Here is a 14,171-nt window from a genome sequence, read left to right as displayed (position 1 = left end):
GTCCTCAAAAGGAAATAAAGGGCTTAAAACTGTATTGTGTCAAGTGGCTTGGGCCGCGGTGAAAAAAAAGGATAGTAGGCTGTCATCATTCTATTATCGTTTAGTAAAACGACGAGGCCCATACAAGGCAAACATGGCACTGGCACACTTATTACTGAGAATTATTTACCAAGTCCTGAAAGAAAGAACCCCGTATAAAGAACTTGGATGGGATTATCTTCCGACCAAGGAAAGGAAGAAAGAATACTTTATAAAAAAACTGAAGAATATGGGCTATGATAGATATTCAGGAAGACAAATCAACAGCTTAAATTTTCATGGACTAACGATTTTCAAAAAATAATTATTTTATTTTTTGGGAGGGTGCTTTTTTTTGCCAAAAACAGCATTGAACCCATTTTCGTATAACAGTGCGGTTTGAATCTTTTACTATTCTTTTTTATTACACATAGTAATTCCCAGTGTGCAGGAGACTGTGATCTAACCTCCTTCACTTTGACTATATAACGGGTTTACTTGTGAGGTAAGCTCCCTCCTTATTTTACAATCAACACCGGACAATTAGCGCGTTTGGCAACCTTATGGCTGACACTTCCCAGCACAAATTCCTGGAGGCCGTTCAAGCCCCTGCTGCCGATAATGGCAATATCAATTCCATTTTTATTAATATGATCCACAATCGCTGGACCGGGTTCACCATGCAGAATCGTTAGTGTATAGGAAACTCCACTTTCTTTTGCAAGCTTTTCCACGCCTCTCATACGCTCGATCCGGGTATCTCCTATATCACTGGTGTTCCAATTTGAAAGAACGTCAGATTTCGCCCGGTCATGATCTACGACATACACTACCTCAACAGTTGACCCCTCACTGCATTTGGCGATGTGAATGGCGTTCTCAGCTGCACGTTTTGAATGCTCGGAACCATCCGATGCGAGTAAGATTTTTTTGTACACACTCATTCCCCCTTAATGTGATCCAAGTTTGTTTGCCAGTTTATTTACTAATTCTGTACTGTCTTCGTTTAATCCTTTGACATGAACAGAAATATTGCTGCTTTCAAATTTATAGACAATTTTGTCGATAGCCGCTACAGCAGAATCATCCCATATGTGCGACCTGCTTAAATCCAGTTCGACACTGTCTACCTTTTCCTCATAATCAAATTTCTTCAGCAGGTCAGTTACAGAGGCGAAGAAGAGTTCTCCATTGATTTTATAGGTTCTTATCTTTCCTTCCAAAGTGCTTTCCACACGAATTTGCGAGATTTTCGAAACGAAGAATACCGCACTCAATAATATACCGGTAAACACACCAATAGCTAAATTATGAGTCAAAATGACGGTAAGCACAGTGACAATCATCACTGCTGCGTCACTTTTTGGAACTAGGTTCAGTGTTTTTATTGAATTCCAGTCAAACGTACTGATAGAAACCATGATCATGACACCTGCCAGTGCGGCCATTGGAATTCTCACGACAATGTCACCCATGACGACGATCAGGAACATGAGAAAGACACCGGCTACCAAAGCGGACAGCCGTCCCCTGCCTCCTGATTTCACATTAATGACTGACTGCCCGATCATGGCACACCCTGCCATCCCGCCGAAAAATCCGGTAATAATATTGGCGATTCCCTGTCCTCTGCTCTCGACATTCTTGTCGCTTTCAGTTCCTGTCATATCATCTACAATTGTGGCGGTCAGTAACGACTCAAGTAAGCCGACGACTGCAAGTGCCAATGAATATGGAAAAATAATGATCAGTGTTTCAATACTCAATGGGATGTCAGGAAAAAAGAATTCCGGCAGCGACTGTGTAATGGTTCCCATGTCCCCCACCGTCCGTACGCCGATATTCAGGAAGATGGCCAAAGCTGTGATTGCCACGATTGCCACCAAAGTAGAAGGAACAGTTCTGGTTACATAAGGGAAAAGATAAATAATCGCTAACGTCAATCCGACAAGCAGGTAGATGATTCGTTGTTCTCCTTCAAAATGCTGTAACTGAGAGGTAAAAATCAAGATAGCCAAAGCATTGACAAAACCAACCATGACCGAGCGTGGAATGAACTTCATGTATCGAGCTAACTTGAATACCCCAAAGAGAATTTGCAGAACTCCTGTTAAAATAGTGGCAGCCAGTAAATACTGAAGTCCATGATCTGCCACTAGATCAATAAACAGCAGCGCCATCGCTCCTGTCGCAGCCGAAATCATTCCCGGTCTTCCTCCTACAAATGCGATAGTGACCGCTATAGTAAAAGAAGCATATAAACCCACCATGGGGTCAACGCCAGCGATAATTGAAAACGCTATAGCTTCTGGAATCAAAGCCAGTGCCACAACCAGCCCTGATAAAATATCTCCCTTGATATTTCCGAACCAGGATTGTTTGTATGTACTAAGTTCCATGGTATCTCTCCTTTCTTTTAGTCTCTTTAAACTTTGTTGCTCTTCACATGAATTCTTAGATTAAATCTTGAGAATTAATCGAAGTAACCTGTTAAGCAAGAAAAAGAATTGTCAATCTACTTTAGATCGTCCTCACTTTTATGCTGTCCATCTAACACCAAAAAAACTTATCTACTCCTCCACACTAATAGGCTTACCCTAAAAAAAGGGTAAGCCTGACTGCTAAATGGCATTTTTTATGTTTATCCTAAATATTTCTTCAATAATCCCACTCGAGCATTTCTTTTCGTCCCTCTATCCCTCTCAATCCTGAAGTAGCGGGTGCCTTGAAAGGTCAGCTCCCAGGAACAAATGAATCCTCATCATTCTGGAATATCCTCATCCGCCTTCTTCTCAAGAACGTCGACCCATGCCGGCTGCTGGTCGTCTTGATTTTCATTGTAGACTTCCCTGGCATTTTTCTCTTTCATAAACGATTTCAAATCATGGATATCATTGTTGTTTCCGATGATATTTCCAAGACCTTGGTTGTGTTTCTTATTGCTTCTGAAATTCGTGGGAAAGTTATTGCCGAAATTGACTGCAGAGGCATCTTCAATGGTACCGATGTGAATATCTCCTATTGAGAAATCTGAGGGTGGAGGAACAGTACTGGCTGGCTTGTCTGCGGGCTTGTCTATAGGCTTTTCTGTTTCAAGAACATAAGGAATCTCTTTGCTGTTGATCTTGATGACAATGTTGTCTTCAGATGGACCACTTGGTACATTCTTTGATATTTTCTTGCGTGTCAGTCCCGCAGGTTCCGGTTTCTGCTCAAATGTATTACCTATGTTCAAAGAGCCGCTCAGCTCTTTAATATCGAGAGTTTCCAGCCGGTACATCAGCTTTTCCAAGTTCAGGGTTTCGACATTGTGGATTTCCAAGCTGCCATGCTTGTTTCCCTCTATGGCTTTTTCGAGACGGTCCAGCCTCTTATGAAGTTCTTGCAATGAAGATAGAATGGCATCCTCTTTTGAAGTCATATAGTTCACCCTTTGAATGAATTTGCACTCGTCACCCTATCCTGCATATCATAAGGGTAATTCAATAATTATTGTTTTTATAAGGAGGCAGCCATTATGATATCGTTAAGCAGTCCATCCGTTTGCTTTGACACATTGGATGTTCATGAAGTAGAAAACAACTCAGGAGTTTTTATCGGAAGGAATCGGCAGTTGTACTGGCAGTCAACCGAAAGAAGCCGGTCGGGTTTCGGGGGCATCTCCGGACATAACCAACATCACTCGGACAGTGCACACCTTGTCCTAAAAGAAGATAATACTAGACAGCAAGTCGATTAGCCGCTGTCCTTCTCACCTTTGAATATTAAAGTACTATTGCGGGCCAGTGTGTTGCCGTTCCCTTTTACATACCCTAATCCATCGGCTTTTACAGTGTTTTTAGTCCATTTGTATTGAATATTTTCTCCATAAAAGAGACCCGATCCATTCTTGATTTTGTCAATTTTCAGCCTCTTAAAACGAATATTTGCCAAGCTGCATTCCTCCGATACTTCTGCCCTTTATGTTATAGATATTACATTTTGAGAGAAGTATGCCCTTTTCACTCAATGAAAAAAAGCAAGTTGTCTAGAGAATGAGTCTGCAAAAATAATCCCGCCCCTTATAATGATGGGGCAGGACAGCTATAGCGGCCTCTTGTCAGCTTTGAATAACAGGTTGATTGTTTCCTTCCTGATACTGAGTAAAATCAGAGTCCACAATATCATTATCATGTATGATCGTTACTATATTGGATACCGTATTCTGATAGCCGGCAATTTCGCCGAACCCGAAATTGTTCTTTCTGTTGACCTGCCAATTGCTCTGAGTGTTTTCCCCGGTGAAAATACCGGAATTAGAAGAAACAGAAGAGATCGTAATATTGCTAAACTGTATATTGATCGCATTCATATAAATACACTTCTTTTCTTAAATTTGAGAGGTCGGCTGCAGATTGACTGCCTCAGGCTGGGCAATTGGTGTATCCACCACATCCGGATCATTGATAACGCTGGAGCAGCCAAATACAAATGAATTCACATAATTTCCAATACCGGCATTCATTTTCCCTTGTGCGTTCCAATCGGGCTGGCTGTTTTGGCCAGAGGCTACGATCGAATTCGAGGACATACTCAGCACATTGATTTGATTAAAGACGACACAAACAGGCATGATTTTTCCCCCAGTCCTTGAATGGTTACTGTATGTATATGATTCAATCATCGCAATGTGACAAAGTTGGTTCTTTCCCTTAGGCTCTTTTCGTAAACTTTGTTCTATTTGATACTAATTCCAGAAAAAACAACCTAAAGTCACCGGGTTACCTAGTTAACATGAAAAGACAGAGCTGCTATCGCAGATAAAAGTGAAAAGCCTTAGTATCCGGGGATATCGCAAAGCAACCTTCCTTTAAGTGAAGCTTTGCTGCTCTTTTAACTGACCTCTTTTAAAAGGCTTTGCTACTATTTCGAAAATAGTTCGGAATATACCTCTATAACACAACCAAATGGATAAACCGACTGTCATCGGACATATTAATACTATTCCTTCTCAAAGGGTGAGTAAGATGAGTGTAGAACGAAATCATCTCCAGGAAGTCAGGCTATTAGAAGATCATTTATTTTCCTTAGAGGCTGAGGGCTGGTTTCACTATGAATTCTTAACCCCCAAATGGTTTCTATTGCTGGGCTTCTTTGTTGTACCTTGGGTTCTGTGGGGACTTTTAAAGAAACGAAAGGTGCTGTCTGAATCTATCTTGTTTGGTGTTATCGTTATGCTGATAACCATTATATTGGATACAGTCGGTCTTCAGTTCAGGTTCTGGGAATATCCCATTGAATTTGTTCCAGTCATTCCAAGAGCCTTCCCTTTTGATTTGTCCATGGTACCTATTCCTTACATGCTTATGTATCAATACTTTCAAACAGGAAGATCGTTTGCTATCGCACTTGTCATTATGGCAGCCTCCTATGCATTTATTGGAGAGCCATTTTGTGAATGGCTTAACCTCGTTCATTATGTGAATTGGCACTATATATATTCCTTCTGCTATTACATTCTGATCGGAGCAGCTATCCGATTATTAGTGAACAAAATAAAAAGGTTCGAAACTAGTGGTCAAGGATGAGTGGAGTCCTTGTCCATTTTAGTTTAATACCGGCCTTCCCCTTCATGATGCCACTTGAAAATGTACTCCTGTAGGAATACTAGGTTCAGCTCCCCTGGCCTTTCTGCTGAAAATTCTTATTAACTGACAATTACGTAAAGGGAAAAGTACTAATAGAGCTGCAAATTATATCGCAATCAGTAAAATTAAAGCGAAAAGATATTCCCTAAGAAAGAAAGCCTATTTACATAGAACTCATAAAAAGGTTGACCTTCCAGAGAACAAAAAGAACAACTCCCGAATAAACCATAGCAGGAAAGGAGTTGAAATCTTTGCCTGTTATAAAGATCAAAAAAATGCAGAACTTGCAGCCTGAAGTCTTGAAGCATATTAAACAGACAGATAGTGTCATAGATATCGGGTGCGGCATCAAACCTCAGCAAATAATTAAGCCGCAGGTTCATGTGTGCATTGAACCTTACGCTGAATATATTGAACATCTGGAGAAAAACATTCAAAATCGTGATCGAATATATATTCTAATCAATAGTGCTTGGGACATTTTAAAAATCTTCCCCCCCAATTCAGTAGATACTATCATTTTTACAGATGTTATTGAGCATTTAGAGAAAGAGGATCGAAGAAAATTAATCGGGCATGCAAGAAGAGTCGCGAGAGTTCAGGTCATTCTGTTTACACCGCTCGGGTTTCTTCCGCAAAGACATCCTGATGGAAAAGATGCTTGGGGATTAGAAGGAGGTAAATGGCAGAATCATAAATCCGGATGGGAACCTGGAGAATTTGACAGCAGCTGGAATATCTTCGTTTGTGAAAAGTTTCATTCTGGAAGACATAACGGAGAGTTATTCGACGAGACCTACGGTGCTTTCTGGGCGATATTAAACATCGAGCGCAAAGCAAAAAGCAGCCAAGCCTTCACTCTTCTAGTGCCAGAGCAGTAAGCCTTTTGGAGAGATCAGCGAGATTAATAAGGATCTCCAAGAGGTACTTTGATAGATAACCACTCCCAGACTCATCCAAGGAGTGGTTACTGATCAACTTGAATTATTCTTTCTATCACCCTTATGAAAAGCAGATCATTTCCTATTACTCGAAGTAATTTCGCTCTTCATGTCCTAATAAATCAATTCCAAAATGCACTAATGTAGCAAATGTCACACTCCAAAGCACAATACTGCCAACCATCCAATAGGCCGTATTCTTTTTTGATCCTCCAAAGGATAAGCACATTACAGCTGTGAGATGACTTCCAACTAACAGAGGGCCAATGATGGCCAACCCCGGCAGACCGTATTTTTTCCAGAGCTTCTGAGCGCGCAGTCCTCTTTTGCTTTCTTGTTTTTCTTTTCCTTCCTTCTTCTTTTGCCGCCACTCTTTAATTTTATTAATGAAGACTATCACCAACAGTACTGTTGCTATATTTCCTAAAAGTCCTAAGATGATGACAGGCACCGGTGTTAATCCCGCGATGATCGCTAATGGAATGACACCATATGCCTCAAAAAAAGGTGCTGCCGCTAATAAAAATACCAGAATGTACCCCCATAAAGTATCCAAATCTCTAATCCCCCAACTGTTTTTTATTCATTCTTATTATAATATATATGGGTTGACACATGGATGGAATATCCACGTTACAAATCAAAATGCCTTTCGCTGGTAAACAAAGTGGCTGAATACCCAAGAACCCGCATAAACACTGAACACGATAAGAGCAGCTCCTGTATAGACGACAGGTATAGACAGACTTGCAATAAAGTCGATAAAAGCAGTTGAATGCTGAGCTAAATAGATGACGGCTTTAGGCCCGACACCTGCTAGAGCAAGAAAGGTGATAAGAATAACTGTAAAAATATGCCCTGTCTTAAAAATATAAAATAAAGGAAACGTAAAAGAAGAAAATAATAGGAACAAACTGCTGCTGATGGCAATATCCTTTATTGTAAAGGGTACATCGAACAGGACTAATGACAGGCTGGTCACCCCTACTGCAGCGAGCATATAACCAATGGCCCCGAGGTATCGCGAGGAAATAATTTCCGCCCGGGTATAAGGCAGGGAATTTAATAAAATGTTCGTCTCTGCTTTTTCATCGTAGGCATAGGCATTAAAAGGAATAAAAATACTTGCCACCAGAAAAGTCATAACGGGATGTGAGCCCATCAAAATAAAGAAAAGAATAATGGGGATAAAGAATAGGAGCTGCCATTTTTGAAGGATGATATCCCGCCTGATTAAATTAAGCATGCTGCTTCTCCCCTTTCAAGTAGTACATTATTTCTTCCAACGAGGCCCTTTCTATGACAACTGAATCTCCAAAAATCTTCTTGATGCTATTTAAATCATCTGTCAATGCTTCAAATCCCGTTGAAGCCCGCTTGATATGAAGAAATGCTTTTTCTGTGTCTCGATCGAGAAGATCCAGACCTCCTTTCACAAGGGCATAATGGTCTTCCATCTCGTGAACGGAATGATGAAATACCAATTCTCCATTCTGCATCAAAGCTATGTAATCAGCGATTCGATCCAAGTCGGTTGTAATATGGGTTGAAAAGAATATTGTGCGTCTGCTGTCTATCATTAACTCCTGTAAAAGATCGAGCAGCTCGCGACGGAAAATCGGGTCCAATCCGGCTGTTGGCTCATCCATTATGATCAATTCTGCATGATGCGAAAGGGCAATCGCCAATGAAGCCTTCATCTGCATCCCTTTTGAAAAGGTCTTAATCGCTTTATTAAGAGGCAGCTGAAATTGCTCTGTGTACCGGTAAAACAATTCATTGTCCCATCGTTTGTACGCCGGCCCTACTATTCTCTTAATATCCTTTAAGTTTAATCCTTCATAAAATACATTGCCGTCATATACAAAACCTATGCGCTCCTTAATTTCCTTTTCATGAGTTTGATAATCAAGACCGAACACTTTTACCTCACCGCTATCCGGCTTTAATAAATTCATGATCATTTTGATCGTGGTTGACTTTCCGGCTCCATTTGCCCCAATGAATCCCGTTACATATCCCTGCTTCACCTGAAGATCCATATTGTTCAAGGAAAACTCTTTGAATTCCTTTGTAACCTTTTTAAATTCAACTACATTTTCCATTTCATCACTCCTCATAAAGAATTTTCATAAGCTCTTGAAGCTCATCCAGTGACATTCCGATCTCCCTGCTGTTGGAGATGACCGCACTCAGCTGCTCTTCAATGACTTTCTGCTTCTTTTCCTTGATCATATCTAAATTCTGTTCTGCAACAAACGACCCTTTGCCCACAATGGAATAGATAAAGCCTGCCTTCTCCAATTCTTCATAAGCGCGCTTCGTTGTTATTACACTGATTTGCAAGTCTTTTGCAAGCTTGCGCATCGAAGGAATCGCCGCCCCCTCCGGAAGTTCACCTGTTAATATAGATGATTTGACCTGGTTCGTAATTTGCTCATAAATGGGCTCCTTTGAACTGTTGGATATAATAATTTTCATGCCATTCCCTCTTCTGTCATTTTTTCAAGGTATCTTTGTAGTACGGGTAAAATCCTTCAATTGCAGGTCGAAGAAATATTGTATATATACTATAAATACATTATATACAAATTTGATGATTCAATACAACACTTATTCCGGATTTAATTGTGTACTCAAATAGAAATCAGCCTGATTTCATCTTTGGTCCAGCCTAGTTAAGGTGACGCTGATGATTTTCTCAGCTCTTTACAATAGGCTCTTTACGTGAACTTTGTTGCTATTTGATACAATTCCGAAGAAATATTAATACCAGAAGGTTAATATACGGTAAGATCGAAAAGAAAAAGCTGCTATTCCACCATAAAAGATAAAACTCTAAGTATCCGGGGATTATGCAGCTCTTGGAATTTTTCTGGAAGCAACAAAATATGCGAAAACATCCTTCCAATATGAACCCTGCCAACATACTGTCTGCTTTCTGAGTCAATAATCCCTTCCATAGTAACTCTGCCTTTCTCCCTAATAAATAGTTATTGCTTTATCCGGCCCCAACTGCTAAAGTTAATTTATAATTAAATACTCCAAAGGGGAGTAGCTTTTACAATCAGGTCGTCACTACAGGAGAAATCCTCGGCCTGGTCGGCAGCATTTGTTGTTAGCGAGACCTTTGCCATGATTGGTAAAGCCCCTTTTTACGCAGACACTTTACCATCTTTCGGCAGAGTGTTTTTTTATATCCAAAAATAGAAATGGGGAATACACATGTTAAAGAAAATCTTAAAAAGTCTTCTTAATAGTAAGTCTCATCGAAAATACTCCAGCAGCAGCCGTTATTCCAGAAAGAGATATTCCGGCCATCACCCTTCCAAGTATGGTCATTCGCATTATAAGAGAAAACATAAATCGAGCGGCTTTTTTAGATCTTACAGCAGCAGCTGATAACAAATGATTCACTTTCTTAAAAACTTATGGACCCTCCCTCTTAAAAAAGGAACGACCCTTAATGAAAGATACAGCATTCTCCATTTTATTGGGCAAGGAAGCTACGGTCAGGTCTATTTGGCTTCTGATAAAAAGAAGCATGAAATCGTTGTTGTTAAGCGGAACAGAAAGCGAAAAGGAAAAAATTGTGAAGGGATGCTTATTGAAGAGGCGGAAACCCTTTCCAAGCTGGATCACCCCTCCATACCCAAAAAGATTGATCTCTTTCAAGAGAGAGAAAATGTGTACCTTGTAATGGAGCATATCCAAGGGGTGAATTTTGAAGACCTCATTTTGAATGAAGCTTGCATTTATTCTGAAAAAGAGAGCCTCTCCATTCTCATGCAGGTTACTTCAATCGTTCAATACCTGCATGAGAGTCAGTGCATCCATCGCGACCTGCGCCTGCCCAATATTATTATTAACGAAAAGGGCATTCATGTTATCGACTTTGGCCTTGCTGTATTTGGCGAGAAGTCTCATACTCAGTCCTTACCAGATGAAACTTCTGAAAAAGACCTTTTTCGTGAACACTCATATAAAAGTGATTATTATGCGTTAGGACACTTTCTTCTCTTTTTGCTCTATTCCAACTTTCAACCAGATTCCAAGCAAGAACGATCTTGGGAAGAAGAATTAACCATCACAGAAGATACAAGAAAGCTGATCAGGAGAATGCTGCGGTCGGAAGAGGCTTATGACCATATTGATGACATCTCCTCTGATATAGAAGGCATTATTGCGAAGTTCAAAGAACAAGCGTAAGGAAAACTTCTTACGGGTTCTGTTTTTGAGTACTAAACTAACAATTGCACATTAAAAGGAGTGTCTAATCATTTTGATGAGGACACTCCTTTTTTTCACTTAACGATATTCTTGCTGAGATCCCCTGGAGATTACTTAAATTTTGTAACTCTTCAGTAATCTGAACCTTCCTTTTCAGACTGAAGTGATCTAATAAAAGGCAGAAACGACGGAACATTAAGGAGTTCATTCTACTGTCATGCTTATCCTTTCCCCTTGCCAATCGAATCAATGATAGACCTAATGCTATGTACCCTGCCGGAAAAAAGAAACAAATCATCATAATTATTCTCGATGTATTCTTCTATAATTAAGACCTTTTCATGAACTTTCTCGATGTTCACCAGAGTTTGTCTTTCTTCGTCCTCATATTTAGTTAACCGTACCAGCTCATCGGTTAATACCTGAAGCCTGAATTCCTCCACCAGCAGCTTCAGCCGATATAAAATATCCTGATTCAAAACGATGAATGAATGTTGCCGGTATGTTCGATCCACTAAATCTAAAAACCCTTGTAAGTTCAATGCCAGCAGCTTTGCAGAAGACATATTGAAATTCACAGCTTTCTCACCCCTTGTTTTCCTTATATTCTATGTATAAGGAATCTTTGGTGATATCATTCCATTTAGCCATTGCAAAAATCGTGCAGTGATTCGCTATAGTACTTGATTGTTTAGAAATAATCAGTTATCTATAAAAGTATCAATAATTTTATCGCAAATATCATGATGAACTGTTCCATCAAAGTTGAGTAAGACGACCACTCCCAGGTTTAATTCGGGGACCATGCTTATTAAAGACCTTACAGCCATTTGTCCCCCGCCATGTTCTACCACCTTATAGCCCTTATACATATCAGTAAACCAGGCAAGCCCGTAGCTTCTTACTTCGCTTCCGAATCGCCACTCTTTACTAACAAGGTGGACTGGTTCTTGCATTTCTTTGATGTATTCTGTCCGCAATATGGTCGGTTCGCCGTTTAAATGAAATAACAAGTACTTCGCCAGATCGCAGGCACTTGAATATAAATATCCAATTGGAGCCGATAAAGGATGCTGTGGAAAAGGAGTCTCTACTTTATCCTTTCCCAAATAATATCTAGCGCTGTTTGCATCACTTTCTACTGTTTCCGGCTTCCACGTTGTTCTTTCCATGTTCAATGACGTGAGAACACTGTCCCTCAGTTGTGTCTCCCAACACTCTCCAGTAACCTTTTCAAACAAATCAGCGAGGATCACATAAGCATCTGTGCAATAATTCCAGCCCTTTCCGACCGGGTATTCTAATTCGACATTTTCAAACCATCTGGTGATATCTTCACGGCTGGTGATGCTATTAAGATCTTCTTCTGTCAGTTTATAATGATCCAATGCTTCCTGAAATTCTGTTGGAGTATCAGAAAAGATTTCTCTAACATTAGGAGCAGTCATATTAGCAATTCCTAAATCTGCAGGAAATCCTGCCGTATGCGATAAAATATGACGGATCGTAATCGTGTCACTTTGCTGTTTCTCCTTGGTTCTGAAATAGGGCAAAAATCGAACAACGGGATCGTGCAAAGAAACCTTCTTATCTTCAACAAGCTGCATGATGGAAAGCGCCATAAAATTCTTAGAAATACTTTGAATGCTCATCATTGTATCTTCGTCTATAGATTTATTTACTGGTTGAATCTGAGAGTGGCCAAATCCTTGAGAAAAAACAATTTCTGAATCTTTTACTATTGAAACAGCTGCACCAATTCCTCCATGCTCATTTAAAGTTGTATCTATGTAATTTGTTATCTGACTGAGTTTTTCTTTTAGAATTGTCATACGCCCTCCAATACTAATTTCATATTAACTAATCAAGTTTTTCCAGCTCTAGTGTATCATAGACTAAAAAATCTTTAATAGAGAGCATATTTAACATTTATCAAACTATGAAAAGGACTTTTAAGAAAAAATGAATCCTCGGGCAAAAAAAATGGTAAAATGTTGTAAAGGGAGTGTTGATGATGAAACAGTTTGCGCTTTTTCTGGTGCCAGGAAAAGAGAAGAGTCCTAATGTTACAGTATGGGTGAAAAAAATAAAGGATGGCTATATCGCTGAATATAAAGAGGTACTTGTTCAGGGTAAAGACCCTATAGAAGCTGCAGAGGTTTGTTATGAATTATTGTATGAAGATTACCTTGAGCGAAAAAAGAAACGCGGCCGATTTGAGTAGTGATATTCCTCCCTGGTTAAGGTTCTCAGCAAAACAAAGGTTTAGGAGAGGAAATAAGCTGAATGAAGTTGACCATTATTAAGAAGACAGTCCTGCTGATCACATTGACAACAATAGCCTTTCTATTCGAAAGTATCAAATTACCTGAATTATTTTTAGAAGATATTCCAGATGCTCTAAGGTTTAAGTTGGAAAACCGGCTGGCTGTCATTCTGTTTTTCATGCTGCTTTTAGTGATTTTCAAAGAACAGTATAACCACTTATTTAAGGTTAGTGTGCTGAAAGATAAAAAAACCTACGCTTGGATTTTCTCCGTTCTGTTTGTCGTGTTCCTTTTAATAAAAGCCACTGCTGGTTTTCAGGATCCTTTTCTTATTAATATTGTTGTATCGAGTTTGTGTACTTGTACCCATTGGTGAAGAATTTTTGTACAGAGGACTTCTGCTGATGGTACCTTCTCATAGAATCAGATATGTCATGCTGATTATTTCTTCTATCATATTTGCCAGCATTCACAGCAATCCCTATGAAACAATCTGGCGCTCTCTGGAATCTTATGGCAACCTACTTGTGAAAGGGACGTTTCAGATCAGGAAGCACTTTAGCTGACTGTTTTGGAAGGATGCTGTTTGTCAACAGCACGATCAAAATTTCTGAAATAACCACCCTCCCAGGAACATACAGATAATCTCCCAAAGCACAGTTCTTTCTATCCGCCAAAATGAAAATGTAAAAAATCCGTCTCACTAATCTATATACGTTCACTCAGATACAAACTAAACTGCTTGATAGAATTCAAATTAATAATTTGCATATGTTTAATTAAAGTTACAGCTGTTTCACCTGGGAATTTTAACCCTCTTGGTAAAAGGGCTATGCTTCATAAATCTCTATAATTCTCCTTGACTCCCTTCATCGCTGATTTCCCCGTTTCTTGGGCCTCTAGAACCCTCATTGAGAACACTTTTAATATTCGCACGCCGAACTCTGACCTATCGAGCAATGTTTGTTCTACCTATCTAGGAAGGTAATAAAAAAAGACCAATTCGTATACATTGTTGCTTTCGGATCTCCCCGGGGATACTAAGGTTTTTTCTCCAGACGGAGGGAGTAGCTTTTTTTTCCTGCTTA

General features: G+C 39.7%; 19 protein-coding genes and 1 pseudogene. 8 read left to right on the top strand and 12 right to left on the bottom strand.

Going from position 1 to position 14,171, the window contains the following annotated elements:
• Positions 1 to 343: pseudogene (locus FZC79_RS20200) on the top strand (hypothetical protein); the annotation flags it as partial.
• A 193-nt stretch (positions 344 to 536) separates the two neighbouring features.
• Here the strand turns inward: FZC79_RS20200 and FZC79_RS20195 are convergent.
• From FZC79_RS20195 to FZC79_RS20185, 3 genes are all read right to left on the bottom strand, one after another.
• Positions 537 to 956 carry a universal stress protein gene (locus FZC79_RS20195; RefSeq protein ID WP_148948506.1) on the bottom strand — a complete coding sequence of 140 codons (420 nt, stop codon included), beginning with the start codon at positions 954 to 956 and terminating at the stop codon, positions 537 to 539.
• A gap of 12 nt (positions 957 to 968) precedes the next feature.
• On the bottom strand, positions 969 to 2,417 hold the full coding sequence (locus FZC79_RS20190) for a SulP family inorganic anion transporter (RefSeq protein ID WP_148948505.1): 1,449 nt from the start codon (positions 2,415 to 2,417) through the stop codon (positions 969 to 971).
• Between the two features lie 362 nt (positions 2,418 to 2,779).
• Entirely contained in the window at positions 2,780 to 3,439 is a 660-nt protein-coding gene (locus tag FZC79_RS20185) for a hypothetical protein (RefSeq protein WP_148948504.1), read from the bottom strand.
• A 96-nt stretch (positions 3,440 to 3,535) separates the two neighbouring features.
• Between FZC79_RS20185 and FZC79_RS20180 the strand changes: the two genes are divergently transcribed.
• Positions 3,536 to 3,757, top strand: a complete 222-nt coding sequence (locus FZC79_RS20180; RefSeq protein WP_252183415.1) for a hypothetical protein — start codon at positions 3,536 to 3,538, stop codon at positions 3,755 to 3,757.
• On the opposite strand, the gene FZC79_RS20175 is transcribed toward FZC79_RS20180, so the two are convergent.
• The 3 genes from FZC79_RS20175 to FZC79_RS20165 form a co-directional block, all read right to left on the bottom strand.
• Positions 3,754 to 3,951: a hypothetical protein gene (locus tag FZC79_RS20175; RefSeq protein WP_148948502.1), complete on the bottom strand. Its 198-nt coding sequence runs from the start codon at positions 3,949 to 3,951 to the stop codon at positions 3,754 to 3,756. The two genes, FZC79_RS20180 and FZC79_RS20175, sit on opposite strands and share 4 nt — an antisense overlap.
• A 166-nt stretch (positions 3,952 to 4,117) precedes the next feature.
• On the bottom strand, positions 4,118 to 4,369 hold the full coding sequence (locus FZC79_RS20170; protein ID WP_148948501.1) for a hypothetical protein: 252 nt from the start codon (positions 4,367 to 4,369) through the stop codon (positions 4,118 to 4,120).
• 18 nt (positions 4,370 to 4,387) lie between these two features.
• Positions 4,388 to 4,630, bottom strand: a complete 243-nt coding sequence (locus FZC79_RS20165) for a hypothetical protein (protein ID WP_148948514.1) — start codon at positions 4,628 to 4,630, stop codon at positions 4,388 to 4,390.
• A 394-nt stretch (positions 4,631 to 5,024) separates the two neighbouring features.
• Here FZC79_RS20165 and FZC79_RS20160 point away from each other — a divergent pair, with 394 nt between their 5' ends.
• Together FZC79_RS20160 and FZC79_RS20155 are read left to right on the top strand one after the other, a co-directional pair.
• The gene (locus tag FZC79_RS20160) at positions 5,025 to 5,585 is read left to right on the top strand and encodes a CBO0543 family protein (protein ID WP_148948500.1); all 561 of its coding nucleotides are present in this window, start codon (positions 5,025 to 5,027) and stop codon (positions 5,583 to 5,585) included.
• A 311-nt stretch (positions 5,586 to 5,896) separates the two neighbouring features.
• Entirely contained in the window at positions 5,897 to 6,526 is a 630-nt protein-coding gene (locus FZC79_RS20155) for a class I SAM-dependent methyltransferase (RefSeq protein WP_148948499.1), read from the top strand.
• A gap of 145 nt (positions 6,527 to 6,671) precedes the next feature.
• Here the strand turns inward: FZC79_RS20155 and FZC79_RS20150 are convergent, their stop codons facing one another.
• From FZC79_RS20150 to FZC79_RS20135, 4 genes are all read right to left on the bottom strand, one after another.
• On the bottom strand, positions 6,672 to 7,142 hold the full coding sequence (locus tag FZC79_RS20150) for a small multi-drug export protein (protein ID WP_252183414.1): 471 nt from the start codon (positions 7,140 to 7,142) through the stop codon (positions 6,672 to 6,674).
• 84 nt (positions 7,143 to 7,226) lie between these two features.
• Complete coding sequence (locus FZC79_RS20145) at positions 7,227 to 7,832, bottom strand: ABC-2 transporter permease (RefSeq protein ID WP_148948497.1); 606 nt, start codon at positions 7,830 to 7,832, stop codon at positions 7,227 to 7,229.
• Positions 7,825 to 8,691: an ABC transporter ATP-binding protein gene (locus FZC79_RS20140; protein ID WP_148948496.1), complete on the bottom strand. Its 867-nt coding sequence runs from the start codon at positions 8,689 to 8,691 to the stop codon at positions 7,825 to 7,827. The genes FZC79_RS20145 and FZC79_RS20140 overlap by 8 nt, the downstream gene beginning before the upstream one ends.
• A 4-nt stretch (positions 8,692 to 8,695) precedes the next feature.
• Positions 8,696 to 9,067 (bottom strand): GntR family transcriptional regulator, encoded by a 372-nt coding sequence (locus FZC79_RS20135; protein WP_148948495.1) that lies wholly within the window; start codon positions 9,065 to 9,067, stop codon positions 8,696 to 8,698.
• A gap of 927 nt (positions 9,068 to 9,994) precedes the next feature.
• Between FZC79_RS20135 and FZC79_RS20130 the strand changes: the two genes are divergently transcribed.
• Positions 9,995 to 10,795, top strand: coding sequence for a protein kinase family protein (locus tag FZC79_RS20130; RefSeq protein WP_148948494.1), 801 nt, complete (start codon positions 9,995 to 9,997; stop codon positions 10,793 to 10,795).
• 242 nt (positions 10,796 to 11,037) lie between these two features.
• Here FZC79_RS20130 and FZC79_RS20125 read toward each other — a convergent pair whose 3' ends face one another.
• Both FZC79_RS20125 and FZC79_RS20120 read right to left on the bottom strand, forming a co-directional pair.
• A complete protein-coding gene (locus FZC79_RS20125) occupies positions 11,038 to 11,394 on the bottom strand; it encodes a hypothetical protein (protein WP_148948493.1) in 357 nt (118 codons plus the stop codon).
• A gap of 123 nt (positions 11,395 to 11,517) precedes the next feature.
• Positions 11,518 to 12,648 (bottom strand): serine hydrolase domain-containing protein, encoded by a 1,131-nt coding sequence (locus tag FZC79_RS20120; protein WP_148948492.1) that lies wholly within the window; start codon positions 12,646 to 12,648, stop codon positions 11,518 to 11,520.
• Between the two features lie 179 nt (positions 12,649 to 12,827).
• On the opposite strand from FZC79_RS20120, the gene FZC79_RS20115 reads away from it, so the two are divergent.
• The 3 genes from FZC79_RS20115 to FZC79_RS24045 all read left to right on the top strand — a co-directional run bounded on the left by FZC79_RS20115 (position 12,828) and on the right by FZC79_RS24045 (position 13,649).
• A complete protein-coding gene (locus FZC79_RS20115) occupies positions 12,828 to 13,040 on the top strand; it encodes a hypothetical protein (protein ID WP_148991452.1) in 213 nt (70 codons plus the stop codon).
• Positions 13,041 to 13,102: 62 nt separating this feature from the next.
• Positions 13,103 to 13,459 (top strand): hypothetical protein, encoded by a 357-nt coding sequence (locus FZC79_RS20110; RefSeq protein ID WP_148948490.1) that lies wholly within the window; start codon positions 13,103 to 13,105, stop codon positions 13,457 to 13,459.
• On the top strand, positions 13,422 to 13,649 hold the full coding sequence (locus FZC79_RS24045) for a CPBP family glutamic-type intramembrane protease (RefSeq protein WP_187445176.1): 228 nt from the start codon (positions 13,422 to 13,424) through the stop codon (positions 13,647 to 13,649). Before FZC79_RS20110 ends, FZC79_RS24045 begins: the two co-directional genes overlap by 38 nt.
• Positions 13,650 to 14,171 lie beyond the last annotated feature (522 nt).

The organism is Rossellomorea vietnamensis, from assembly GCF_008180615.1.
GTDB lineage: Bacteria > Bacillota > Bacilli > Bacillales > Bacillaceae_B > Rossellomorea > Rossellomorea vietnamensis_D.
The sequence above is the reverse complement of the archived record's forward strand: the minus strand, read 5'-3'. Positions and strand labels throughout refer to the sequence as shown.